This window comes from Limnohabitans sp. YIMB22184, assembly GCF_048020265.1.
GTDB lineage: Bacteria > Pseudomonadota > Gammaproteobacteria > Burkholderiales > Burkholderiaceae_C > Limnohabitans_A.
The window spans coordinates 2958919-2982689 of sequence record NZ_CP171843.1 but is presented as its reverse complement, the minus strand read 5'-3'; the positions used below and the strand labels follow the sequence as shown (position 1 = coordinate 2982689).

Sequence of the window (23771 nt, the reverse complement as noted above, 5' to 3'; positions counted from 1 at the left end):
CGATGTAACCGCCTGGCCTGTCTATCGGTCACGGATGGGAGCAAACTCGGCCGTTAAAATAAGGGGTTTTCCCGAATTACTACCCGGAGTTGCCCCACATGGCCAATACACAGCAAATGGCGAACGCCATCCGCGCCCTCGCAATGGACGCCGTTCAACAAGCCAACTCCGGTCACCCCGGTGCCCCCATGGGCATGGCCGACATGGCTGTGGCGCTGTGGGGCGATCACCTGCAACACAACCCTGCCAACCCGCATTGGGCCAACCGCGACCGCTTTGTGCTGTCCAACGGCCACGCTTCGATGCTGATTTATTCGGTGCTGCACCTGACGGGCTACAAGCTGCCGATCGAAGAGATCAAGAATTTCCGCCAACTGCACAGCAAAACCGCCGGTCACCCCGAAGTGGGCGTGACCCCCGGCGTGGAAACCACCACCGGCCCGCTGGGCCAGGGCATCACCAACGCCGTGGGCATGGCGCTGGCCGAAAAAATGCTGGCCGCCGAGTTCAACAAAGAAGGCCACGCCATCGTCAACCACCACACCTACGTGTTCCTGGGTGACGGCTGCCTGATGGAAGGCATCAGCCACGAAGCCGTGGCCCTGGCCGGCGCCTGGAAGCTCAACAAACTGATCGCCCTGTACGACGACAACGGCATCTCGATCGACGGCCAGGTCGCCCCCTGGTTCATCGACAACACGCCCCAGCGCTTTGCCGCCTGCGGCTGGAACGTGATCGACGCCGTGGATGGCCACGACGCTGCCGCCATCTCCAAAGCGATTGCCTCGGCCAAGCACAGCGCCGACAAGCCCACCCTGATCGTCTGCAAGACCGCCATCGGCAAGGGCTCGCCCAACCGCGCAGGCACCTCCAAGGCTCACGGCGAGCCGCTGGGCGCCGAAGAAATCAAGCTGACCCGCGAAGCCCTGGGCTGGGGCCACGAGCCCTTCAAGATCCCCAAAGAGGTCTATGCCGACTGGGACGCCAAAGCCGCTGGCAAAGCCCGCGAAGCCGCCTGGAACACCGCCTTTGCCGCTTACAAAGCCGCCTTCCCGGCGCAAGCCAAAGAGTTCGTGCGCCGCATGAAGGGCGAGCTGCCCAAGAACTTCAACCAAGTGGCGTTTGACGCCGTGGTCGCGGCCCACACCAAGGGCGAGACCGTGGCCAGCCGCAAGGCCAGCCAACTGGCGCTGGAAGCCTTCACCGCCGCACTGCCTGAAATGCTGGGCGGCTCGGCCGACCTGACCGGCTCCAACCTGACCAACACCAAGAGCACCCCCGCCTTCCGCGTGGACCTGGCGGGTGACGTGGTCAAGACCGAGGACGGGAAAATCGGCCGCCACATCAACTACGGTGTGCGCGAATTCGGCATGGCCGCCATCATGAACGGCGTGGCCCTGCACGGTGGCTACATCCCTTACGGCGGCACCTTCCTCACCTTCTCTGACTATTCGCGCAACGCCATCCGCATGGCCGCGCTGATGAAGCAGCGCGTGATCCACGTCTTCACCCACGACTCCATTGGCCTGGGCGAAGACGGCCCGACCCACCAGTCCATCGAGCACGCCGCCAGCCTGCGCCTGATCCCGGGTCTGGACGTGTGGCGTCCTGCCGACACGGCCGAAACCACCGTGGCCTGGGCCGTGGCCTTGCAAAACGCCAACCGCCCATCGGCCCTGTTGTTGTCGCGTCAAAACCTGGCCTACTCGCCCAAGAGCGATCTGAGCGACATCAGCCGTGGCGCCTATGTGCTGTCCGAGCCCGAGCACGTCGGCATCAAGAAAACCCACGGCGTGATCATCGCCACCGGCTCCGAAGTGCAGCTGGCCCTGGCCGCGCAAAAGCTGCTGGCCGAACGCAAGATCGGTGTGCGCGTGGTCTCCATGCCCAGCACCAACGTGTTTGACCGCCAGGACACCGAATACAAGCAAAGCGTGCTGCCCGCTGGTCTGCCCCGCGTGGCGGTCGAGATGGGCTCCACCGACGGCTGGTGGAAATACGGCTGCGCTGCCGTGGTCGGCATCGACACCTACGGCGAATCGGCACCTGCACCCGTGCTGTTCAAACACTTCGGCTTCACAGCCGAGAACGTGGCCGACACGGTCCACGCTGCGCTGCTCAAGGCCTGATTCAGACCCGCCGGATGAACCGCTTCAGCGCCATGGGTTTGACCCAGCGCTGAAGTGCGTTCAAGGATCAGGCCCATGCAAGGGTTTTGATTTCAAATCCGGTTACGTAACCGTTTTGTAACTTTCTCCCGAGGCTCTCACCATGACCATCAAGCTGGGTATCAACGGATTCGGCCGCATCGGCCGTCTGGCTTTGCGCGCCGCCCTCAAGCACGGCTACGACGACATCCAGATCGTCGGCATCAACGACCCCAAGCCCGCCGACTACCTGGCTTACATGCTCAAGTACGACAGCGTGCACGGCCGCTTTGATGGAACAGTGGACTTCACCGAAGACACGCTGATCGTCAATGGCAAAAAAATCAAACTCTCGCACGAGCGCGACGCACACAACCTGCGCTGGGGCGAGATGGGCGTGCACACCGTGCTCGAATGCACAGGCCACTACCTGACCGAGCCCACCAGCCAGATGCACCTGGCCGCAGGCGCCAAAAAAGTCGTGATCTCGGCCCCGTCCAAAGACAGCATCCCCATGTTCGTCTATGGCGTGAACCACAAAAAATACGCAGGCGAAGCCATCATCTCCAACGCCTCCTGCACCACCAACTGCCTGGCCCCTGTGGTCAAGGTGCTGCACGACAAATGGGGCATCAAGCGCGGTTTGATGACCACGGTGCACGCCGCCACCGCCAGCCAAATGACCGTGGACGGCTCCTCGCGTAAAGACTGGCGCGGCGGACGCGGCATTCTGGAAAACATCATCCCCAGCAGCACGGGCGCAGCCAAGGCCGTGGGCGTGGTGATCCCCGAGATCAAAGGCAAGATCACCGGCATGGCCTTCCGCGTGCCCACCTCTGACGTGTCGGTGGTCGACTTGACCGTGGAGCTGAACAGCGACGCCAGCTACGCCGAAATCTGCGCCGAAATGAAAGCGCAAAGCGAAGGCGCCCTCAAAGGCGTGCTGGGCTACACCGACGAAAAAGTGGTCTCCACCGACTTCCGTGGCGAGCCCTGCGCCAGCGTGTTCGACGCAACGGCTGGCATTGCGCTCGACAAGAGCTTCGTCAAAATCGTCGCCTGGTACGACAACGAATGGGGCTACGCCAAGCAATGCCTGGAGATGGTACGGGTGGTGGCTAAGAAGAAGTGATCTGAACGGGCAGGCAGCGCCAGGGCTCCCCGCAGGGGCTCAGAGGCGCTTCGCTTTGCCACATCGCCCCTGCGGGGAGCCCTGGCGCTGCCATGGGGCATCGCTCAAAGCGCCTGCGGGCGCTTTTTCATGCCTGGGCGGCTTGCCGAATCCAGTCGGCCGCCTTCTCGGCAACCATGATCGTCGGCGCATTGGTATTACCGCTCACGATGCGCGGCATGATCGAAGCGTCGACCACCCGCAGCCCCGGCACGCCGTGTACGCGCAGTTGCGCATCTACCACCGCCATGTTGTCTTGCCCCATGCGGCAAGTGCCAACCGGGTGGTACACCGTGTCAGCGTTTTGGCGAATCCAGTGTTCCAGCTGTTCATCCGTGCGGGCATCGGCCGAAGCCGCCCACTCTTTGCCATACGCCGCCAGCGCAGGTTGAGCCAGGATGCGCTGGGCTTGGCGGACGCCATCGCGCAAGCGCTGCAGGTCACGCGGGTCGCTCAAAAACTGCGGGTCAATCAACGGCGCACTGGTGGGGTTGCGGTCGGCCAGTCGCACACAGCCTCGGCTGTCGGGTTGCAGCAAACACACGTGCAAAGAGTAGCCATGCCCCAGCGTGAGTTGACGGCCATGGTCTATCAGCTTGGCCACCACAAAATGCAGCTGAATGTCCGGGTGTGCTTCTTCAGGGCGGCTTTTGTAAAACGCGCCACCCTCTGCAAAATTAGTGGTGAGCCGCCCCTTGCGGTGTTGCCGCCAGGCCCACAGGGCCTGCAAGGTGTTCCAAGCGCCCCGAGGTGACACGCCGATCAAATCGGTACACCCCGGTGCATCGGCCACCAGCACAGCATCTGGGTGGTCGTGCAGGTTTTCGCCCACACCGGGCAGGTCGCGCAGCACCTCGATGCCCAGGCTTTGCAGGTGGGCTGCTGGCCCGATGCCCGAACGCATGAGGATGGCGGGCGACTGAAACGCACCTGCACTCAAAATGATTTCACGCCGTGCGGTCAAGGTCCGTGCCTGGCCGCCCTGCAAGGCATGCACCTGCCGCGCCACACCATCCACCAGGCCAATGCGGTCCACCGTGACGCCGGTCATGATGTGCAAATTGGAGCGCCCCCGATTTGGCGTGAGGTAGGCCTTGGCCGCGCTGAAGCGCTCGCCAGCCCGCTGCGTCACCTGGTACAAGCCCACGCCTTCTTGGGTGGGACCATTGAAGTCGGTGGTGTGCGCCAAACCCGCTTGCACGCCCGCCTCGACAAAGCGTTTCGCAAACACATTGGGGCTTTGCAGATCGGCCACGTTCAAGGGACCGTTTTGACCATGCCATTCGTTGTGGATGCGCTCGTTGTGCTCGGCCTTGAGAAAGTAGGGCAACACATCAGCCCACGCCCAGCCTTCGCAGCCCATGTCGACCCAGGTGTCGTAGTCGACCTGTTGGCCACGGATGTAGGCCATCGCATTGGTCGAGCTGGAGCCACCCAAAGTGCGGCCACGCGGCTGGAAACCGATGCGGCCGTTCAAGCCAGGTTGCGGCACCGTGCTCAGGCCTTGCGAGACGATTTCGGTGCGGGCCATGAGCGCAATGCCTGCAGGGCAATGGATCAAGGCACTGGTGTCGGGCGGCCCGGCTTCGATCAGGGCGACCTGCACAGTGGGGTCTTCGCTCAAGCGACTGGCCAGCACGCAACCGGCCGAGCCGCCACCCACCACCACGTAGTCAAACGCCCAACGGTCCATTGCGTGCACTCCTGTGTTTCAAGGTGCAATATAAACCGGAGAAAACCCGCCACCCGGTGTCCTGAAGTTGGTGGTTTGTCCTTGGTACAAGCGAGCGGCCAGCGATTGCACTTGGCCGTCGTACACGTAGTTGCGCACATCGAACTTGAGCACCTGCGCCGAGTCGCCACCCGAGATGGTGCGCTCACCCGGGGCCACCCAAGCCTGGGCGATGTAGCCGCCCGCCGCGATCTCGGCCCAGACGCGGTGCGTCAATTTGTCACCCCGGTAAGCGGCCTTGCCACCGTAGCCTGCAAAAGGCTTGAAAAAGAAATGCTTACGCTCAGCCCAAAAGCGTTCGGCATTGGCGGGCGTCACCACCTCGGTGTGCGGAATGCCCGCCAGCAACACCGCTTGCGTGGCTTCGGACACGCCCATGGCCTGGAGCATGCTTGGGTTGCACAGCAGCGCCAGGTTGCGCTTGTCGGCCCACAGCGCATGGGCTTGCGGATGGGGTGTCAAGACCACCGCGTCTTGCACATGGGCTTCATGCAAATGGGCGTGCTGGGGCTCGCTCAGGGCAAAGTCGGTCAGGCGGTTGTACACCAGATCGATGGCCACACCGTCGCACCACAGCTGCTGATCGCGCCAGTCGAGTTGCGCCGGGTCTGCGATGAAAGCCTGAATGCCGTGGCGCCTGAACAAGGTCTGGAACAGCAAGAACTCCGGGTACAGGTATTGCTGCTCGGGTGAGGCGTCCACAATGGCCACCGTGCGCAAAGGACGACCCGGATGACAGAGCCGCCACTCACGCTCGAACATCGCCACCCAAGCGGCCTCCAGGGCGTCCACCTGGGCGTTGGTGGGCACCAGCGTTTCGATTTCGTCGCAGCAAGCGCGCTGCGCCCGGGCCAGCAAGGCATTGAGCAATGCACCGCCCGCATTCGTGTTCACTTCGATCAGGCCAAGCCCCGTGGCGTTGACATGGAAGTCATAGCCCATGAAGACACTTTTGGCGCTTGTCGGGTGACGCGCAATCGGCGTTGAACGTGACAAAACCTCCTCGCGGTAAGCGGGCAAAGCCACCACCGACTCCAGCGCCGAAATCAGCTGCGCCATGCCCCGCACCTGGGCCTGTGACAGCACCACGGGCCGCGCCGAAAACAAGGAAGGCAAACGGTCCTGCACCATGTCGAAGAGGGCCGGGTCGCCAATGTCTGCCGCCATGCTGCGGCGCAAGGCGGGTTCATCCAGGCTGATGCAAAAACATTCGCGGTTGAAGTTGTCGGCGTTGATGTGTGTGGTGTTCACGGGATGGTTTTCACTCAAAGGCATGGATGCCCCCATCATGACCGAATTGAGCGGCATGCCAAGCGATGGTGATTCCCGTTTTTGCGTTTTCGATAAGGAGGCCTGAATGACCGTGAGGTTGCGCACACCGAACAGCGGTTACAAAACCAGAACAAACCGGCATTCGGCCGGGGTTTTGTAACAAAGTTTCAATGTTTGGCATACGATGGTTACATCTGCGGTTCATCATTCACAGAGGGACTGCGGCCTACACCCCCAACGAAAGTGAGACAGACATGCGCACTCGGATCGGTATCAACGGATTTGGCCGCATTGGCCGCATGGTGCTGCGTGCAGCGGTGCAGAACTTCCAGGATGTCGAGATCGTCGGCATCAACGACCTGCTGGAGCCGGATTACCTGGCCTACATGCTCGAATACGACAGCGTGCATGGCCGCTTTCAGGGCACGCTGTCGGTCGAGGGCAGCACCCTGATCGTGAACGGCCAACGCATTCGCCTCACGCAAGAGCGTGACCCGGCCAACCTGAAGTGGAACGAGGTGGGCGCGGACGTGGTGATCGAAGCCACGGGCTTGTTTCTGGACAAGGACAGCGCGGGCAAGCACCTGAGCGCAGGCGCCAAAAAGGTGGTGATGTCGGCGCCTTCCAAAGACGACACGCCCATGTTTGTGTTCGGTGTGAACCATGCGTCCTACGCAGGACAAGCCATCATCAGCAACGCCAGCTGCACCACCAACGCGCTGGCCCCCATCACGAAAGTGCTGAACGACAAATGGGGCATCCAACGCGGCCTGATGACCACCGTGCACGCCACCACCGCCACCCAAAAAACCGTGGACGGCCCGAGCAACAAGGACTGGCGCGGTGGGCGCGGCATTCTGGAAAACATCATCCCCAGCAGCACGGGCGCGGCCAAAGCGGTGGGCGTTGTGATCCCCGAGATCAAAGGCCGATTGACGGGTGTGGCGGTGCGTGTGCCCACCAGCGATGTGTCGCTGGTGGATTTGACGGCCGAGCTGAACAACCCGGCCACCTATGCCGAAATTTGCGCCGAGATGAAAGCGCAAAGTCAAGGGGCGCTCAAGGGCGTGTTGGGCTACACCGAAGCCAAGGTGGTTTCGACCGATTTCAGGGGCGAGGTGTGCACCAGCGTGTTCGACGCCGAAGCGGGCATGGCCCTGGACAGCACCTTCGTCAAGGTGATGGCCTGGTACGACAACGAATGGGGCTACTCCAACAAGTGCCTGGAGATGGCGCGGGTGGTGGGCAAGGCATAAGCCCACGCACGCGTGAGCAAGAGGACCGGTTCTCCGCGCCCTGGATGCCCGACAATCTGCAGACAACGCCCATGCTTTTCATGGGCGTTTTCATTAGCTGATTGAGACCCCCATGCACACCCTTGAACAACTGCGCAGCGGCGCCTTGGCGGGCACGCGGCGCCTGGACCTGGCTTGTGACCTGACCGAGCTACCCGCCGAAATTTTTGCCTTGGCCGACACACTGGAAGTGCTCAACCTCAGTGGCAACCGGCTGCGCCACTTGCCGCACCAACTGAGCCGTTTGTACAAGCTGCAGGTGCTGTTTGCCTCGGACAACGAGTTTGAGGTGCTGCCCGAAGTGCTGGGCGACTGCCCTGCGTTGCAAATGGTCGGCTTCAAAGCCAACCGCATTGCGGATGTGCCCGCCGCCGCGTTGCCGCGCGCTTTGCGCTGGTTGACGCTGACCGACAACGCGATTGGCCATTTGCCTGCCGAACTGGGCCAACGCCCCGCCCTGCAAAAGCTGATGCTGGCGGGCAACCAGTTGCAGGCTTTGCCTGACAGCCTGCAAGGCGCACAGCAACTGGAATTGCTGCGCATTTCGGCCAACCGCCTGCGTGTGGTGCCCGAGTGGCTGACCTCGCTGCCGCGCCTGGCCTGGCTGGCACTGGCGGGCAATGCCATGGGCTGGACATTTGCCCATGCACCGGCCTTGCCCGAAGTGCCCTGGGCTGCCATCACTTTGGGCCCACTGCTGGGCGAAGGCGCTTCGGGCCACATCCACCGCGTGCAGGCTGCTGGCTGGCCGCAAGCACTGGCGCTCAAGCTGTTCAAGGGCGAAGTGACCAGCGATGGCTTGCCCGAAGACGAACTGGCCGCGTGCCTGGCGGCGGGTGAACACCCGAGCCTGATCACCCCCGTGGCCCGGCTGACGGATCACCCAGAGCAAGCGCAAGGTTTGTTGATGCCCCTCATTCCGCCCGGGCATGTGAACCTGGCGGGGCCCCCGAGTTTGCAGACCTGCACACGCGATGTGTACACACCCGGATTCAGTTTGCCTGCCCCTCTGGCGCTGGGCATCGCCCGTGATGTGGCCGATGCGGTGGCGCATTTGCACCAGCGTGGCGTGATGCACGGCGATCTGTATGCGCACAACATCCTGATCGATCCGTCGCACGGCCAAGCGCAGCTGGGCGACTTGGGCGCGGCCACCCGATTGCCTGGCCATGCACCCGAACTGCGCCACCGCTTGCTGGCGCTCGAAGTGCGGGCCATGGGTTGTTTTCTGGAGGAGCTGGCCGTACACACCTCAGCGCCCGCCAGCCAAGCGCTCCATGCAGTGGCGCAGAACTGCCTGTTGCCCATGCCCAGCGACCGACCTGACATGGCCACCGTGGCCGCGCAGTGCCAGTCGTTGGCCGACGGATTGGCAGCTTGAGTCGCTGCGCTCAGTCCAGAAATCGGGCGGCTGCATCGGGCGACGGGACCATGCAACGGTCTGACCACCCAAAAATCCGGTAACGGTGACGGGCCACCCAGCGATACAGCGCATCGCGCAGCACGGCGGGCACCAGCCAGCCCAGCCAAGCGGCACACCAAGGCCAGCCCAAATGGTGCAGGATGCGCAAGATCGCGGCTGTGTGTTGCCAGCTCTTGGCGCCATCCACCAGCAACAGGGTTTGCAGCCCCTCGACCTGTAAGCCCGCTTGCTGCAGCAAGGCCTGACCGGTGCGGCCCTGAATGGCAGCAAAACGAAAAACACCGTGCTGGTCGTGTCTGAGCAAAAACCGCACCCAGGCGTTGCACAGCAGGCACTGCCCGTCAAACACCACAATCAAACTGGGGGTTGAAGCGGACATGTTCACAGCGCCAACGCCGTCGTGTTCTTGACTTCTTCCATCACCGCATAAGTGCGCGTCTCGCGCACGCCGGGCAGCTGCCACAGCACGGTGCCCGCAAATTCGCGGTAGGCGTTCATGTCGGCAGCGCGGGTCTTGAGCAAATAGTCAAAGCCCCCGGCCACCATGTGGCACTCCATGATCTCGGGGCGCACCTGCACCGCCGCCTTGAACTGCTCGAACACATTGGGGCTGGTGCGGTCGAGCAGGATTTCCACAAACACCATCATGCCCGCGCCCAGTTTGAGCGGGTTCAAACGCGCCTCGTAGCCCAGGATGAAGCCTTCGCGTGTGAGGCGCTGCACCCGCGCCAGCACCGCTGTGGGTGACAGGGCCACGCTTTCGGCGAGCTTCAAGTTGCTGATACGGCCGTCGCGCTGCAACACATCCAGGATGCGGCGGTCAATGCGGTCGATGTCGGGGGTTTCGGGATTCATGCTGATTTTCATGAGGTTAATTAAAGTTAATTTGGTGAAACATCCAGCCTGATATCCGGATGATAGCGAGTCATACAGATCAGCGAGATGACCTCCATGAACGCCCCCATGACCCCAAACACCCCGCCCACAGGCGCCCACTTCACCCCCGGCGGCCCGCTTTCCAAACGCAGCGCCCTGCGTGAAGCCATCGCCCGCGCCACCCGCCTGCCCGAAGCGCAGGCCCTGGCCCCCTTGCTGGCCGCCGCCCGCATGAGCCCCGCACAAGCCGAGCGCACCGACGCACTGGCCCGTCAACTGGTGACGGGCATGCGCGAAGGCCCGCAGCAGAGCGGCCGTGCCGGCCGCGTGCAAAGCCTGATGCAGGAATATGCGCTGTCCAGCGAGGAAGGCGTCGCGCTGATGTGTCTGGCCGAAGCGCTGCTGCGCATCCCCGACGCGGCCACACGCGACGCGCTGATCCGCGACAAGATCGGCCAGGGCGACTGGCACCAGCATGTGGGCCGCAGCCCCTCGCTGTTTGTCAACGCCGCATCGTGGGGCCTGCTGCTCACGGGCAAGCTGGTGGCCACGCACAGCGAGGGGGCGATGCTGGCCTCGCTCACCCGGCTGATCGGCAAGAGCGGCGAACCGCTGATCCGCCAGGGCGTGCAACTGGCCATGCAGATGCTGGGCGAGCAGTTTGTGACCGGCGAAACCATCGACGAAGCACTGCACCGCGCCCGAACCATGGAGGCGCAAGGCTTTCGCTATTCGTACGACATGCTGGGCGAAGCCGCGCTGACCGAAGCCGATGCGCAGCGTTATTTCCGCTCGTATGAAAACGCCATCCACGCGATCGGCAAAGCGTCGAACGGGCAGGGCGTCATGCACGGCCCGGGCATTTCGATCAAGCTGTCGGCCCTGCACCCGCGCTACAGCCGCGCCCAGCACCAGCGCGTGATGGACGAACTTTTCTCCCGCGTGTTGAAGCTGACCGAGCTGGCCCGGCACTACGACATCGGCCTGAACATCGACGCCGAAGAGGTGGACCGCCTGGACATCTCGCTCGACCTGCTCGAAGCGCTGTGCCAGGCGCCCAGTCTGCAGGGCTGGCACGGTATCGGCTTTGTCATTCAGGCCTACCAAAAGCGCTGTCCCTTCGTGATCGACTTTGTGGTCGATCTGGCACGCCGCACAGGCCACCGGCTCATGGTGCGCCTGGTCAAAGGCGCCTATTGGGACAGCGAGATCAAACGCGCCCAGCTCGACGGCCAAAGCGACTACCCGGTCTACACCCGTAAGCACCACACCGACGTGTCTTACCTGGCCTGCGCCCAAAAGCTGCTGGCCGCGCCCGAAGCGGTGTACCCACAATTTGCCACGCACAACGCGCACACGCTGGCAGCCATCGTGCAACAGGCACAAAACATGCACGGCGACTACGCGCCGGGCCAGTACGAGTTCCAGTGCCTGCACGGCATGGGCGAGCCGCTGTACCGGCAGGTGGTGGGTCCACTGCAACGACCCTGCCGCATCTACGCCCCGGTGGGCACGCACGAAACACTGCTGGCTTATCTGGTGCGTCGCCTGCTCGAAAACGGGGCCAACAGCTCGTTCGTCAACCGCATGGCCGATGCCAGCGTGTCGGTCAGCGATCTGGTGCAAGACCCGGTGGCGCGCTCCGAAGAAGACGCCGCACAGGAGGACGCTCCGCCCGGCCAGCCTCACACGCAAATCGCGCTGCCCGCGCAACTGTATGGCGCGGCCCGCCGCAACTCCAGCGGGCCGGATTTGGCGCACGAACCCACACTGCGCCAGCTGGCCGCTGACATGCAGGCGCAGGTGCAGCCTCTGACGGTGACGCCGCTCATGGCCACGCCTTTTGTAGGGGCTGAACGCATCACCTTGCGTAACCCCGCCGACCACAGCGATGTGCTGGGCACGGTGCAATACGCCTGCGCGGTCGATGTGGAGGCTGCCCTGCAAGCCGCCAGCGAAGCCGCCCCCAGTTGGGCCGCCATACCGCCCGCACAACGCGCTGCGATGCTCGACCAAGCCGCCGATCTGCTGCAAGCCGATGCACCCCGTGTGATGGCTCTGCTGGTGCGCGAAGCGGGCAAGACCTGGGGCCATGCCGTGGCCGAGCTGCGCGAGGCGGTGGACTTCTTGCGCTACTACGCCGCACAGGTGCGCCGAGACTTTGACCCCAGCACCCACATGCCGCTGGGCCCGGTGGTCTGCATCAGCCCCTGGAATTTTCCGCTGGCGATTTTTGTGGGGCAGGTGGCTGCCGCACTGGCTGCAGGCAACCCGGTGCTGGCCAAGCCCGCCGAGGCCACGCCCGCTGTGGCGGCGCTGGCCGTGCAGGCCTTGTGGCAGGCAGGCGTGCCCCGAACCGCTGTGCAACTGCTGCCGGGCGAGGGCCGCGAAGTGGGCATGCAGCTGGTGCGCGACGCCCGCGTGCAAGGCGTGCTGTTCACCGGCTCCACCGAGACGGCGCGTGTGCTGCAAGCGGCGCTGGCCGAGCGCCTGAACACGCATGGCCAGCCCGTGCCGCTGATCGCCGAAACCGGCGGCCAGAACTGCATGGTGGTCGATTCTTCAGCCTTGCTCGAACAGGTGGTCACCGACGCCATGGCCTCGGCTTTTGAGGCCGCAGGACAACGTTGCTCAGCGCTACGTGTCCTCTGTGTGCAGGACGATGTGGCAGACCGTTTGGTCGAGATGCTGCAAGGCGCGATGGCCGAAATCACGCTGGGTGCGCCCGCGCAACTGAGCGTGGACGTAGGGCCGGTGATCGACGAGCGGGCCCGTGCGGGCATCGAAGCGCACGTGAGCGCCATGCAGCAACGCGGCTGCCCGGTGTACCGCATCTCGCGCAACGCGCCGAATGCCTTGCCCACAGGCACCTACGTGCAACCCACGCTGATCGAAATTGACCACATCGCCCAACTGGCACGCGAAGTGTTCGGCCCGGTGCTGCACATCGTGCGCTATGCCCGCAGCGATCTGCCCCAGTTGCTGCAAGCTATCCGCGACACCGGCTACGCGCTCACGCTGGGTGTGCATTCGCGCATCGAAGAAACCATCGCGCAGGTGGTGGACCACACCCACGCGGGCAATGTCTACGTGAACCGCAACATGGTCGGCGCGGTGGTGGGCGTGCAGCCTTTTGGGGGCGAAGGTCTGTCGGGCACCGGCCCCAAGGCGGGTGGCCCCTTGTACCTGTTGCGCCTGCTGGCGCACTGCCCGCCCGATGCGGCTTTACGCAGTGTGCAGGCCAGCGGTGCAGCGGCATTGCCGCAACCCACCCCTGCGCTGCAAGCCCTGCACGACTGGGCGGTGGCGCAAGGCCGTTTGCCCCTGGCGCATGCCTGTGCGCAGTTCGCGGCGGCCAGCCCGGCAGGCCTGCAAGCCACCCTGAACGGCCCCACGGGCGAGCGCAATGTCTACCGCGTGCAGGCCCGTGCGCGGGTGCTGTGTCTCACGGGCGATCAGCCCAGCGCCGATGCCGACCGCCTGACCCAATTGGCCGCCGTGCTGGCCGTGGGCAGCCACGCGGTGTGGCCCCTGTCCGCGCAGGCGCTGCGTGCGCAGTTGCCTGCTGCGGTGCAAAGCCGGGTGACGCTGCAAGACCTTGCGCAAGCTCAGCCGGTGGACGCCGCACTGCTGCACGGCGATGAGGCCACTGCCCTGCACTGGCAAGAGCAACTGGCGCATCGCCCCGGGGCCATTGTCACGCTCACGGCCTTGCGCCCGCGCGACGTCGCTGTCCCTCTGGCGCGCCTGGTGGCTGAGCGCAGCATCAGCACCAACACAGCCGCTGCGGGCGGCAACGCCAGCCTGATGACACTGAGCCTGTGATCAGCCAGCCTTGGGGCTGGCAGCCTCAGCTCAGGTGCTTGCCGATGATGCCGGCCAGCTCGAACATGGTGGCGCTGTCTTTGCCAAACACCGCTTGCAGCTTGGCATCGGCCTTGATAGAGCGCTTGTCCGCTGGGTCTTGCAAGCCTTGGGCCTTGATGTAGTCCCAGATTTTCTTGACCACCTCGGTGCGGGCGTAGGTGCCGTCGCCAATCACGGCCATCAGGGCCGGGCTGGGTTTGAGGGTGCCGACAGCGGCTTTGCGCGGGGCTTTTTCGGCGGCAGGTTTGGCTGCTTTTTTGGCCGCAGGGACTTTGGCCGTTTTGGCGGCCGTCTTTTTGGCCGCCGCTTTGCCAAACGGTGTCTTGGTCGCCGCCGTCTTGCGCGGCGGGTATTTCTTGCCACCTTCGCGTTGCTCGAACTCAAACGTCACTTTGCCCTCTTCGGGGTTCCAGGCCAGCATGGCCTTGAAGGGGCGGCGCGTGCGGTTGCTCACGAACTTGTCGAGCACATCGGTTTTGCCGCTGGCCAGAAGTTTGGCGACCTGATCACGCTCGATCGGCTGCTGCAAGATCAGTTTGCCAGTCTTGAAGTCGCAGCTCGGCGTGGGTTGCTCGTGCGTGGGCACGGCCTTGCTGCACACGTAGTTGCTGCCGTGCTCGTGCACCGGGCTGCCGCACTTGGGGCATGCGCCCAGGGCCTCGTCGCTGAACTCGACGATCTCGCCGCTCTCTTCGTTCTTCTTGTCGTCTCCGAAGTCGAATTCGAGCTTCCAGTTCTTTTCTTCTTCGTTGTACTTGAGCGCCATCTCGGCCACAAAGGGCCAACCCGCCTTGGAGCGGAAGCCGTCCAGTGGGCCGATTTTTTTGTCGCGCATGAACTGCTCGACCTCGGCTTGTTCAAAGGTGCGGCCTGCGGGCGACTTGCCAAACGAGAAGCCGCAGCCTTCGCTCGCGCCGTCGGCGCCCGTGCAGGTGTATCTGCGGTAGTTCTCTTTGACCACACCACCGCAGTTGGGGCAAGGCGTACTGAGTGTGGCGTAGTCGCCGGGCACGGTGTCGCGGTCGTATTCTTTGGCTTTCTTGACGATGTGCTCGGTCATGGCCGCAATCTCGGCCATGAAGGTGGCACGGCTCAATTTGCCTTGCTCCATTTGCGCGAGCTTGTATTCCCACTCACCCGTGAGTTCGGGCCTGGAGAGTTCCTCGACCTGCAGGCCGCGCAGCAGCGTCATGAGCTGGAAGGCCTTGGCCGTGGGGATCAGCTCGCGGCCTTCGCGCAGCATGTATTTTTCGTTCAGCAGGCCTTCGATGATGGCGGCACGCGTGGCGGGCGTGCCCAGGCCTTTTTCCTGCATGGCTTCGCGCAGCTCGTCGTCGTCCACCAGCTTGCCCGCACCTTCCATGGCGCCCAGCAAAGTCGCTTCTGAATAGCGCGCAGGCGGGCGGGTCTTGAGGCCCTTGGCCTCGACCGACTCGACACCCACGCGCTCGCCCGGCTGCACCGGCACCAGGTTCTGGCCCTTGTCGCCGTCCTTGGCGTCTTCCACCTCGTTAGCGGCTTCCTTGCCGTAGATGGCCAGCCAACCGGGTTTGACCAGCACCTTGCCCACGGTCTTGAAGCTGTGGCCTGCGGCTACGCTGATGCGGGTGGTCACCTGGTATTCGGCGCTGGGGAAGAACACCGCCATGAAGCGGCGCACCACCAGGTCGTAGAGCTTTTGCTCGGCCTCGGACAAGCCGCTGGGCGCTTGCAGCGTGGGGATGATGGCGAAGTGGTCCGACACCTTCTTGTTGTCGAAGACGCGCGGGATCTTGCGCACGTAGTTGTTGTTCAGGGCCGTGAGCGCGTGCGGGGCCAGGTGGCGCATGCCGCTGTCGGCCAGCATCTCGAAGGTCTGCTTGGCCACGGGCACGTAGTCTTCGGGCAGGTGGCGCGAGTCGGTACGCGGGTAGGTCAGGGCCTTGTGGCGCTCGTACAAGCTTTGCGCCAAGGCCAGGGTGGTCTTGGCAGAGAAGCCGAACTTGCCGTTGGCCTCGCGCTGCAGGCTGGTCAGGTCGAACAGGCCGGGGCTGGCTTGGGTGGTGGGCGTGGCCTCTTCGGTCACCGTGGCGGTTTGGCCGCGCACCGCGTCGACAATGGCTTGCGCCTCGGCAGCGGTCCATTTGCGGTCGGCTTTCTTTTCGGCGTCTTCTTCTTTTTTCCACTTCGGGTCGAACCACTTGCCTGGATACGTGCCGGCAGCGGCCGCGAACTCGGCGTGGATTTCCCAATAGTCGCGGCTCACGAACTTGCGGATTTGCTCTTCGCGCTCGACCACCACGGCCAGCGTGGGTGTTTGCACCCGACCCACCGTGGTCAGGAAGAAGCCGCCATCGCGCGAATTGAACGCGGTCATGGCGCGTGTGCCGTTGATGCCCACCAGCCAGTCGGCTTCGGAGCGACTGCGGGCGGCATCGGCCAGGCCCTGCATTTGCTGTTCGCTGCGCAAGCTGTCAAAGCCGTCGCGAATGGCCTGTGGCGTCATGGACTGCAGCCACAGGCGCTTGACGGGTTTGTTCAGCGGCTTGGCACCGCCCGCGTACTGCTCGATCAAACGGAAGATCAACTCCCCCTCGCGGCCCGCGTCACAGGCGTTGATGAGGCTGTCCACGTCCTTGCGCTTGGCTTGCCTGACCACGGCCGTCAAACGGCTCTTGGTTTTGTCCACCGGCTTCAAGTCAAAGTGCGGCGGGATCACCGGCAAGTTGGCAAAGCTCCACTTGCCGCGTTTCACGTCGTATTGCTCCGGGGCCTGGATCTCCACCAAGTGGCCCACGGCGCTGGTGACCACGTAGCGGTCGTTTTCAAAATGGTCGTCGTGTTTTTCGAACTTCCCCGAGGTCGGCGTCAAGGCTTTGACGATGTCTTGAGCCACCGAAGGCTTCTCTGCAATTACCAATGTCTTCATGTCATTACAATCCCGTTGTCTCGCGTGTGCGCACGCGCCCGGGCACGCGCTCACGCGCACGCCCACATGAATTCACCATAACAAATTTTCAACGCCGTGGCCAAAACCCCAGTTTCTTCACCCAGCCGCACCGCACCGAGCGCTTCCGGCAAACGCATTCAGGTCCGCCGCTCCGGCGTGCACGGCAAGGGCGTATTCGCGCTACAGGACATCGCCGAAGGCGAGACCCTGATTGAATACGTGGGAGAGGTCATCAGCTGGGACGAAGCGCAGGACCGCCACCCGCACGACCCGAACGACCCGAACCACACCTTCTACTTCCATGTGAACGAAGACCGGGTGATCGACGCGCTGCACGGCGGCAACTCTTCGCGCTGGATCAACCACAGCTGCGACCCGAACTGCGAAGCCGACGAAGACAACGACCGGATTTTCATCAAGGCCATTCGCAACATCAAAGCCGGCGAGGAGCTGAACTACGACTACGGCTTGATCATCGACGAGCCCTATACCAAGAAGCTCAAGGCCGAATACCCATGCTGGTGCGGCAGCACCACTTGCCGTGGCACGCTGCTCTCGCCCAAACGTCGCCCAGCAACACCCAAGATTCCAAGCCAGCAAAAAGCAAAGGCCAAATCGAAAGACAAACCCGCGAAAGACAAGCCTAAGGCCGACGCCAAAGTGAAGGCGAAGGTCAAGACCCAGGCCAAAGCGACGGAAAAGCCCAAAGCCAAGAAGAAAACCAAATCGTCCAAGGCTTGAACTGCGACCACGCTGCATGATCGCGCCCACCACTTGGCCTGCTGAAGCTGTTTGGGAACAAATGTTCCCGCTGTTGCCCGACTTCACGGTTGAGGTGTTGCCCGAAATCGATTCAAGCAACAGCGAACTCATGCGCCGGGCGCGGGCTGGCCAACACGAAGCCACGCTGCTCGTGGCCGAGCGCCAAACCGCAGGCCGCGGTCGCATGGGACGGGTCTGGCAAAGCCAGCCTGCCGACTCGCTCACTTTTTCTCTCAGCTTGTCCCTAAAGCCCAAAGACTGGTCTGGCCTGTCATTGGCCGTGGGCCTGAGCCTGGCCGAAAGCCTGCATCCCGATGTGGGTCTGAAATGGCCCAACGATTTGTGGTTCCAGGACCGCAAGCTCGGCGGCATCCTGGTCGAGGCGGCCAGCATGGGCGGGCGCAGCCAGGTGGTGGTGGGCGTGGGCCTGAACATCCGGCCACGTCCCGCAGAAGGTCTGAACACAGCGCCAGCAGCCCTGACCGAGCTGTTGCCAAGCTTGACCGCCTCGGAAGCCCTGCTTCGCGTGGCCTTGCCACTGGTCCAGACCTTGCTGGCCTTTGAGAGGGAAGGCTTCGCACCGCTGCAAGCCCGCTTTGAAGCACGCGACGTGCTCAAAGGCCGAGGCGTGCACACCAGCGACGGCCAACAAGGCATGGCGCTGGGCGTGAGCCCACATGGGGCTTTGCGTTTGCAAACCGATGCAGGCGTGCAGGAAATCCACAGCGCCGAAATCAGCGTTCGTCCGTTTGGGGCGCAGGAGACGCCCCGATGATGCGTTGGCTGATCGCCTTGCTGCTGGTTCTGAACCTGGCCACACTCGCATGGCAATGGGATGCCTTTGCCCGCTGGGGTTGGGGCCCGCACACCCATCAGGAACCTGAACGCCTGCTGAAACAGATACGGCCCGACGCCCTGAAAATCGAGATCCCTTCGGCACCCTTGCCTGCCGAAGCTTCGTCCGCAGCCAGCCCCTGACTTCTTTCTGGAGATCCAACCCATGAGCCTGAAACTTTACTTCGCCCCCGGTGCCTGTTCTTTTGTGCCACACGTTCTGCTGGAGATGAGCGGTGCCGAATTTGAACCCAGCATGGTCAAGCTGCACAAAGGCGAGCAAAACAGCGACGACTACAAAGCCATCAACCCACGCGGTCAGGTGCCCGTGCTGGTGAACAACGGCCAGCCCATCACGCAAATTGTGGCCATCGCCCTGCATCTGGACCAGCTCTTCCCGCAGATGGGCTTTTTGCCCACAGAGGCCTTGGCCCGCGCACAAGCCCTCTCGACGCTGGCCTGGATGAACAACACGGTACATCCAACGTTCACGCACATCTTCATGCCGCAGAAGTTTTCGGATCAAGCCGAAGTGCAAGCGGCGCTCAAGCCTTACAACACCCAATTGTTCCGGGGCATGCTCGGGGAATTGCAAACCTTGGTGAAGGCCGCTGCCGCCAAGGGCCAGCACTGGTTGAGCGGCGATCGCTTCGGCCCTCTGGACGCCTACAGCCTCACGCTCGCCCGCTGGGGCACGATTGCGGGCATCACGCCCGAAGAACACCCCGAGCTGTGGGCCTTTGTGCAAAAAGTGGCCGCTGAACCCGCCGTGGCACGGGTGATGGAGCGCGAGCGTTTGCAGCTGAACATGGGCAAGCCCGCTTAAAACCAGGCCAGCTGCACCGGCTCTCAGGCAAGCGCGTTGAACCGCAGCGTGAAGCAGGCCCCCGGTGGGGTCTGTCCGGGGTGGGCGGCATCCACCGTGATCGACGCCCCATGCTGCTGTGCAATTTCTTTGACGATCGGCAAACCCAAACCTGAGCCGTCCACGTTGGTGCCCAGCGCCCGGTAAAAGGGCTGGAACACCAAATCGCGCTCGGCCGCTGGAATGCCCAGACCGTTGTCTTCGACCTGGATGACCAGGGCTTTGCTGTAAGGGTCCACCAATACGCGCACCGTGACCACGCCTTGGCGCTCTGGCGTGCTGGGGGTGTAATGCACCGCGTTCTCCACCAGGTTGCGCAGCATTTCCTTGAGCAAGGTCGGGTTGCCCTGCACTTGTGCACCCGGCATGTCGGGATCGACCCCTTCGTAACCCATGTCCAGGCCCTTGTCCATGGCGCGGGGCAGGCAGTCTTGCAACACTTCCTGGGCCAACACCACCATGTCGCAACTTTGTTGCGTCAAATGCACCCCGCCACCTTCTGCACGAGCGAGCGACAGCAGCTGGTTCACGGTGTGTGTGGCCTGCACGCTGGCACGGCCAATTTGCTGCAGCGATTTTTTCAGGTTCTCTTCGCTGGAGCCCGAACGCTGTGCCAAATCGGCCTGCATGCGCAAACCTGCCAAAGGCGTTTTGAGCTGGTGCGCGGCGTCGGCCAAAAAACGTTTTTGCGTGACGATGGAGTCCTTCAAGCGCTCGAGCAAGTCGTTCACCGACACCACCAGCGGAGCCACCTCCATGGGCACGGCCTTGTCGTCCAGCGGGCTCAGGTCGTCGGGCTTGCGGGCACGGATGCGCTCTTCCAATTCAGACAGCGGCTTGATGCCGCGCACCAACGCCAGCCAGACCAACAGCACCGCCAAGGGCAGAAGTGCGAACTGGGGCAGCATCACGCCCTTGATGATCTCGGCGGCCAGCACCGAGCGCTTTTCTCGTGTCTCGGCCACCTGCACCAGGGCCGGGTTTTTGCCCTCGGCATCCAGCCGAATCCAGGTGTAGGCCACCCGCACCTCCAGGCCACGCATCTCGTCATCGCGGATGTGGACCTCGTAGCTGCTGCCCTTGTCTTCGCCGGGCTGGGGCATGGGCAGATCGCGTTCGCCGCTCAGGTGCTCGCCACGCCCGCCGCGCACCTGGTAGTACACCAGGTCGGTTTCATCGGCACGCAGCAGTTCGCTGGCAGGTTGGGGCAAATTGAACTGCACGCGCTGATCAGGCCCGAGCTTGACCTGCTGGGCGAGCGCCTGCACGTTGTAGACCAGTGCACGGTCAAAGGGCTTGTTGGCCAGGCCCTGCGCCACCAGCCAGGTCAGGGCCAGGCTGATGGGCCACAGCAGCAGGAGCGGCGTCAGCATCCAATCGAGAATTTCCCCGAACAAAGAGCGCTGCTCGCGCTTGAAGAGGCGCACACTCCAGCCGCGGGATTTCATGGCGGCGTCATCCTGGGTGCTGTGCGGGTGGGGGTCACATCAACCGGCACTCAGCCCGGAATTTTTTCCAGGCAGTAACCCAAACCGCGCACGGTGGCGATGCGGATCGGGCCTTTTTCGATCTTCTTGCGCAGGCGGTGGATGTACACCTCGATGGCGTTGTTGCTGACCTCTTCGCCCCATTCGCACAAGCGCTCGACCAACTGGTCCTTGCTGACCAGGCGGCCCGCTCGTTGCAACAAGACCTCCAGCAAACCCAATTCGCGGGCCGACAACTCAACCATCTTGCCGTCTATGGTGGCCACGCGGCCAGACTGGTCATAAATCAGCGGGCCGTGCTTGATCTGCGAGGTGGCACCCCCCATGCCCCGGCGGGTGAGGGCCCGCACGCGGGCTTCAAGTTCCTGCAAGCTGAAGGGCTTGGCCATGTAGTCGTCGGCGCCGTAGTCCAAACCTTTGACGCGTTCTTCCACACTGTCAGCCGCAGTCAAGATGAGCACCGGCAGGGTGGAGCCCCGGGCGCGCAAGCGCTTGAGCACTTCCAGACCGTGCATTCTGGGCAAGCCCAGATCGAGGATCAGCAAATCGAATTCGTTGTTGGTCATCAAGGCGGCGTCCGCCTCGCTGCCGCTGGCCACATGGTCGACCGCTGCACCTGCGCTGCGCAAGGTGCGCAACAAACCATCGGCAAGCACCTGGTCATCTTCGGCTATCAGAATGCGCATGTCTGTCTCCTCTTGTTGTGGCTGCGGCGCTGGGCGGTCTGTCCCGGCTCTGTGATTCTAGTGTCAGGTTTGCGCGTTGCCTTCCGTCACACACGGGCACCCGCTCAATGCGCGTAGGCCTCCAGGCCCAAGGCCACCACCGTGGCCACGTCCTTGCCCACTGCCTCGCGAAACTCGGCCTCGGCTTGGGCCACCGCATCTTTGAAGGCCTGCAGCCAAGCCAGCCCCACGGGCGTGAACACCACGCGCCTCGCCCGCGCGTCCAGCGGGTCGGCTTCGCGCTGCACCAAACCCCAGGCGGCGCACTGGTCCACCAGATCACCCATGGCCTGCTTGCTCATGCTGGCGGCGCGGGCCAGATCGGTCAGGCGAGAGCCGTCCAGCGCCAGATGCCGTGTGATGTGTACATGCGCGGCGCTGATCTGGTCGCGCGAGGCCAGATTGGCCAAGGCCAAGGGCACGCCCTCGTTGCCCGCCATCAGGTGCAAAACGCGCTCGTCAAAACGCCGCATCGCATGGCCCAGCAAACGGCCCAGATGCGTCTGACGCCAGCGGTCATCCTGCAGCGCTGTGCTGATCAAGGCGGTTGAATGGGTAGTTTCTGACATGCCCAAATGATAAGGCAAACTGACCAAAAATAGTATTTACAGCTTTATACAGCTCGTTTACAGTACTGTTCACGCATCCAGTAAACAGCGTATCACCGCTGAACCTGGTGCCCCACCCATTGATATTCAAGGAGATTCCCATGAGCGACGACAACAGCGAAAAGTCCAAAGCCCTGCAAGCTGCCCTGGCCCAGATTGAAAAACAATTTGGCAAAGGCACCATCATGCGTCTGGGCGAAGGCGAAGCCATCGCCGACATCCAGGTCGTCTCCACCGGCTCTCTGGGCCTGGACATTGCGCTGGGCGTGGGCGGTCTGCCCCGTGGCCGCGTGATCGAAATCTACGGCCCTGAGTCGTCGGGCAAAACCACCCTGACCCTGCAAGTCATCTCTGAAATGCAACGCCTGGGCGGCACATGCGCCTTTGTGGACGCCGAACACGCGCTGGATGTGCAATACGCCCAGAATCTGGGCGTCAACCTGCAAGACCTGCTGGTGAGCCAGCCCGACACCGGCGAGCAAGCCCTCGAAATCGTGGACAGCTTGGTGCGCTCCGGCGCGGTCGATCTGGTCGTCATCGACTCGGTGGCGGCCCTGACCCCCAAGGCCGAAATCGAAGGCGACATGGGCGACAGCCTGCCCGGCCTGCAAGCACGCTTGATGAGCCAGGCCCTGCGCAAGCTGACCGCCACCATCAAGAAAACCAATTGCACCGTGATCTTCATCAACCAGATCCGCATGAAGATCGGTGTCATGTTCGGCAGCCCCGAAACCACCACGGGCGGCAACGCGCTCAAGTTCTACGCCTCGGTGCGCCTCGACATCCGCCGCACCGGCACCATCAAGAAGGGCGATGACGCGATCGGCAACGAGACCAAAGTCAAAGTGGTCAAGAACAAAGTGGCCCCGCCCTTCAAGACGGCCGAGTTCGACATCCTGTTTGGCGAGGGCATCAGCCGCGAAGGCGAAGTCATCGACATGGGTGTGACCGCCAAGATCGTGGACAAATCGGGGGCCTGGTACGCCTACCAGGGCGAAAAAATCGGCCAAGGCCGTGACAACGCCCGCGAGTTTTTGCGCGAAAACCCGGCCCTGGCCCGCGAGATCGAGAACAAGGTGCGCGAATCGCTGGGCATCCGTTTGCTCGAATCGGCGATTGCCGAACCCAAAGGCGATTGATCTTGAACAAGCCCGGCTTTCAGCCCTCGCTCAAAGGCCGCGCCCTGCGGCTTTTGAGCCAGCGCGAACACTCGCGGGCCGAGCTGGAGCGCAAGCTGGCCCCACACGAAGAAGTGCCCGGCGAGCTGGCCAAAGCGTTGGATGAGCTGCAAGCACGGGACTTCATCAACGACGGCCGTGCCATCGAGTCGGTGGTGCACCGCCGCTCGGGCAAGCTGGGTGCGGCACGGGTCAAGCAAGAGCTGGCTGCAAAGGGTTTGTCGGGTGAGGCCGTGACCGCCGCCATGGAGGGCCTGCGCGAAACAGAGTTCAGTCGCGCGTTGGCCGTTTGGCGCAAAAAGTTTGACCGCCCAGCCGCCGATCCGAACGAGCGGGCAAGACAAATTCGCTTTTTGATGACCCGCGGCTTCAACGCCGAGGTGGTGCGCAAGATCGTGCAAGGCGCCGGCGAAGACTGAGCTGAAGGCACACCCCACAAAGCCCTCTGAGGGCTCTCCCCAATGAACCTCCCTGATACCAGGGAAACCACCTTGCTTTCTCTTGCTCCCGAAGGGGCACTTCAAGCTGGGGAGAGCCGCCACAGGGCTCTGTCGATGGCTTCAGTATCTTGAAGAATTCGGGGCGTGACCGTGTGCTGTG

At 63.2% G+C, this 23771-nt stretch carries 19 protein-coding genes; 11 read left to right on the top strand and 8 right to left on the bottom strand.

The window, feature by feature from the left end:
- Positions 1–98 precede the first annotated feature (98 nt).
- On the top strand, positions 99–2129 hold the full coding sequence (gene tkt / locus ACHEXL_RS13840; protein ID WP_416559979.1) for a transketolase: 2031 nt from the start codon (positions 99–101) through the stop codon (positions 2127–2129).
- 142 nt (positions 2130–2271) lie between these two features.
- Positions 2272–3279, top strand: a complete 1008-nt coding sequence (gene gap, locus ACHEXL_RS13835) for a type I glyceraldehyde-3-phosphate dehydrogenase (protein WP_416559978.1) — start codon at positions 2272–2274, stop codon at positions 3277–3279.
- Positions 3280–3406: 127 nt separating this feature from the next.
- Here the strand turns inward: gap (ACHEXL_RS13835) and ACHEXL_RS13830 are convergent, their stop codons facing one another.
- Entirely contained in the window at positions 3407–5011 is a 1605-nt protein-coding gene (locus ACHEXL_RS13830) for a GMC family oxidoreductase (RefSeq protein ID WP_416559977.1), read from the bottom strand.
- An 18-nt stretch (positions 5012–5029) separates the two neighbouring features.
- Positions 5030–6301, bottom strand: a complete 1272-nt coding sequence (locus ACHEXL_RS13825) for a hypothetical protein (protein ID WP_416559976.1) — start codon at positions 6299–6301, stop codon at positions 5030–5032.
- A gap of 275 nt (positions 6302–6576) precedes the next feature.
- On the opposite strand from ACHEXL_RS13825, the gene gap (ACHEXL_RS13820) reads away from it, so the two are divergent.
- Both gap (ACHEXL_RS13820) and ACHEXL_RS13815 read left to right on the top strand, forming a co-directional pair.
- Positions 6577–7578 carry a type I glyceraldehyde-3-phosphate dehydrogenase gene (gene gap, locus ACHEXL_RS13820; RefSeq protein ID WP_416559975.1) on the top strand — a complete coding sequence of 334 codons (1002 nt, stop codon included), beginning with the start codon at positions 6577–6579 and terminating at the stop codon, positions 7576–7578.
- Between the two features lie 112 nt (positions 7579–7690).
- Positions 7691–8998 (top strand): leucine-rich repeat-containing protein kinase family protein, encoded by a 1308-nt coding sequence (locus ACHEXL_RS13815; RefSeq protein WP_416559974.1) that lies wholly within the window; start codon positions 7691–7693, stop codon positions 8996–8998.
- A gap of 10 nt (positions 8999–9008) precedes the next feature.
- On the opposite strand, the gene ACHEXL_RS13810 is transcribed toward ACHEXL_RS13815, so the two are convergent.
- Positions 9009–9398, bottom strand: a complete 390-nt coding sequence (locus ACHEXL_RS13810) for a thiol-disulfide oxidoreductase DCC family protein (protein ID WP_416561359.1) — start codon at positions 9396–9398, stop codon at positions 9009–9011.
- Between the two features lie 23 nt (positions 9399–9421).
- Positions 9422–9895, bottom strand: a complete 474-nt coding sequence (locus tag ACHEXL_RS13805) for an Lrp/AsnC ligand binding domain-containing protein (RefSeq protein WP_416559973.1) — start codon at positions 9893–9895, stop codon at positions 9422–9424.
- A 96-nt stretch (positions 9896–9991) separates the two neighbouring features.
- On the opposite strand from ACHEXL_RS13805, the gene putA reads away from it, so the two are divergent.
- Positions 9992–13741: a trifunctional transcriptional regulator/proline dehydrogenase/L-glutamate gamma-semialdehyde dehydrogenase gene (gene putA, locus ACHEXL_RS13800; RefSeq protein ID WP_416559972.1), complete on the top strand. Its 3750-nt coding sequence runs from the start codon at positions 9992–9994 to the stop codon at positions 13739–13741.
- A gap of 25 nt (positions 13742–13766) precedes the next feature.
- On the opposite strand, the gene ACHEXL_RS13795 is transcribed toward putA, so the two are convergent.
- Positions 13767–16691, bottom strand: a complete 2925-nt coding sequence (locus tag ACHEXL_RS13795; protein ID WP_416559971.1) for a DNA topoisomerase III — start codon at positions 16689–16691, stop codon at positions 13767–13769.
- 96 nt (positions 16692–16787) lie between these two features.
- Here ACHEXL_RS13795 and ACHEXL_RS13790 point away from each other — a divergent pair, with 96 nt between their 5' ends.
- The 4 genes from ACHEXL_RS13790 to ACHEXL_RS13775 are packed head-to-tail and all read left to right on the top strand — an operon-like array spanning position 16788 to position 19134.
- On the top strand, positions 16788–17453 hold the full coding sequence (locus ACHEXL_RS13790) for an SET domain-containing protein (RefSeq protein ID WP_416559970.1): 666 nt from the start codon (positions 16788–16790) through the stop codon (positions 17451–17453).
- A 16-nt stretch (positions 17454–17469) separates the two neighbouring features.
- Positions 17470–18249, top strand: a complete 780-nt coding sequence (locus tag ACHEXL_RS13785; protein WP_416559969.1) for a biotin--[acetyl-CoA-carboxylase] ligase — start codon at positions 17470–17472, stop codon at positions 18247–18249.
- A complete protein-coding gene (locus ACHEXL_RS13780) occupies positions 18246–18452 on the top strand; it encodes a hypothetical protein (protein WP_416559968.1) in 207 nt (68 codons plus the stop codon). The genes ACHEXL_RS13785 and ACHEXL_RS13780 overlap by 4 nt, the downstream gene beginning before the upstream one ends.
- Positions 18453–18474: 22 nt before the next feature.
- Positions 18475–19134, top strand: a complete 660-nt coding sequence (locus ACHEXL_RS13775; RefSeq protein ID WP_416559967.1) for a glutathione S-transferase family protein — start codon at positions 18475–18477, stop codon at positions 19132–19134.
- Positions 19135–19157: 23 nt separating this feature from the next.
- On the opposite strand, the gene ACHEXL_RS13770 is transcribed toward ACHEXL_RS13775, so the two are convergent.
- From ACHEXL_RS13770 to ACHEXL_RS13760, 3 genes are all read right to left on the bottom strand, one after another.
- On the bottom strand, positions 19158–20621 hold the full coding sequence (locus ACHEXL_RS13770; protein WP_416559966.1) for a sensor histidine kinase: 1464 nt from the start codon (positions 20619–20621) through the stop codon (positions 19158–19160).
- 50 nt (positions 20622–20671) lie between these two features.
- The gene (locus ACHEXL_RS13765) at positions 20672–21346 is read right to left on the bottom strand and encodes a response regulator (protein ID WP_416559965.1); all 675 of its coding nucleotides are present in this window, start codon (positions 21344–21346) and stop codon (positions 20672–20674) included.
- Positions 21347–21450: 104 nt separating this feature from the next.
- Positions 21451–21954 carry a MarR family winged helix-turn-helix transcriptional regulator gene (locus tag ACHEXL_RS13760; RefSeq protein ID WP_416559964.1) on the bottom strand — a complete coding sequence of 168 codons (504 nt, stop codon included), beginning with the start codon at positions 21952–21954 and terminating at the stop codon, positions 21451–21453.
- A 140-nt stretch (positions 21955–22094) separates the two neighbouring features.
- Here ACHEXL_RS13760 and recA point away from each other — a divergent pair, with 140 nt between their 5' ends.
- Both recA and recX read left to right on the top strand, forming a co-directional pair.
- Positions 22095–23132, top strand: coding sequence for a recombinase RecA (gene recA, locus ACHEXL_RS13755; RefSeq protein WP_416559963.1), 1038 nt, complete (start codon positions 22095–22097; stop codon positions 23130–23132).
- A 2-nt stretch (positions 23133–23134) separates the two neighbouring features.
- Positions 23135–23590 (top strand): recombination regulator RecX, encoded by a 456-nt coding sequence (recX, locus tag ACHEXL_RS13750; RefSeq protein ID WP_416559962.1) that lies wholly within the window; start codon positions 23135–23137, stop codon positions 23588–23590.
- Positions 23591–23771 lie beyond the last annotated feature (181 nt).

Excerpts from the sequence above, each read along its gene's own strand:
- tkt (WP_416559979.1), top strand. The coding sequence starts at position 99 with ATGGCCAATACACAGCAAATGGCGAACGCCATCCGCGCCCTCGCAATG.
- gap (WP_416559978.1), top strand. The coding sequence starts at position 2,272 with ATGACCATCAAGCTGGGTATCAACGGATTCGGCCGCATCGGCCGTCTG.
- ACHEXL_RS13830 (WP_416559977.1), bottom strand. The coding sequence starts at position 5,011 with ATGGACCGTTGGGCGTTTGACTACGTGGTGGTGGGTGGCGGCTCGGCC.
- gap (WP_416559975.1), top strand. The coding sequence starts at position 6,577 with ATGCGCACTCGGATCGGTATCAACGGATTTGGCCGCATTGGCCGCATG.
- ACHEXL_RS13815 (WP_416559974.1), top strand. The coding sequence starts at position 7,691 with ATGCACACCCTTGAACAACTGCGCAGCGGCGCCTTGGCGGGCACGCGG.
- ACHEXL_RS13805 (WP_416559973.1), bottom strand. The coding sequence starts at position 9,895 with ATGAATCCCGAAACCCCCGACATCGACCGCATTGACCGCCGCATCCTG.
- putA (WP_416559972.1), top strand. The coding sequence starts at position 9,992 with ATGAACGCCCCCATGACCCCAAACACCCCGCCCACAGGCGCCCACTTC.
- ACHEXL_RS13795 (WP_416559971.1), bottom strand. The coding sequence starts at position 16,691 with ATGAAGACATTGGTAATTGCAGAGAAGCCTTCGGTGGCTCAAGACATC.
- ACHEXL_RS13785 (WP_416559969.1), top strand. The coding sequence starts at position 17,470 with ATGATCGCGCCCACCACTTGGCCTGCTGAAGCTGTTTGGGAACAAATG.
- ACHEXL_RS13780 (WP_416559968.1), top strand. The coding sequence starts at position 18,246 with ATGATGCGTTGGCTGATCGCCTTGCTGCTGGTTCTGAACCTGGCCACA.
- ACHEXL_RS13775 (WP_416559967.1), top strand. The coding sequence starts at position 18,475 with ATGAGCCTGAAACTTTACTTCGCCCCCGGTGCCTGTTCTTTTGTGCCA.
- ACHEXL_RS13770 (WP_416559966.1), bottom strand. The coding sequence starts at position 20,621 with ATGAAATCCCGCGGCTGGAGTGTGCGCCTCTTCAAGCGCGAGCAGCGC.
- ACHEXL_RS13765 (WP_416559965.1), bottom strand. The coding sequence starts at position 21,346 with ATGCGCATTCTGATAGCCGAAGATGACCAGGTGCTTGCCGATGGTTTG.
- ACHEXL_RS13760 (WP_416559964.1), bottom strand. The coding sequence starts at position 21,954 with ATGTCAGAAACTACCCATTCAACCGCCTTGATCAGCACAGCGCTGCAG.
- recA (WP_416559963.1), top strand. The coding sequence starts at position 22,095 with ATGAGCGACGACAACAGCGAAAAGTCCAAAGCCCTGCAAGCTGCCCTG.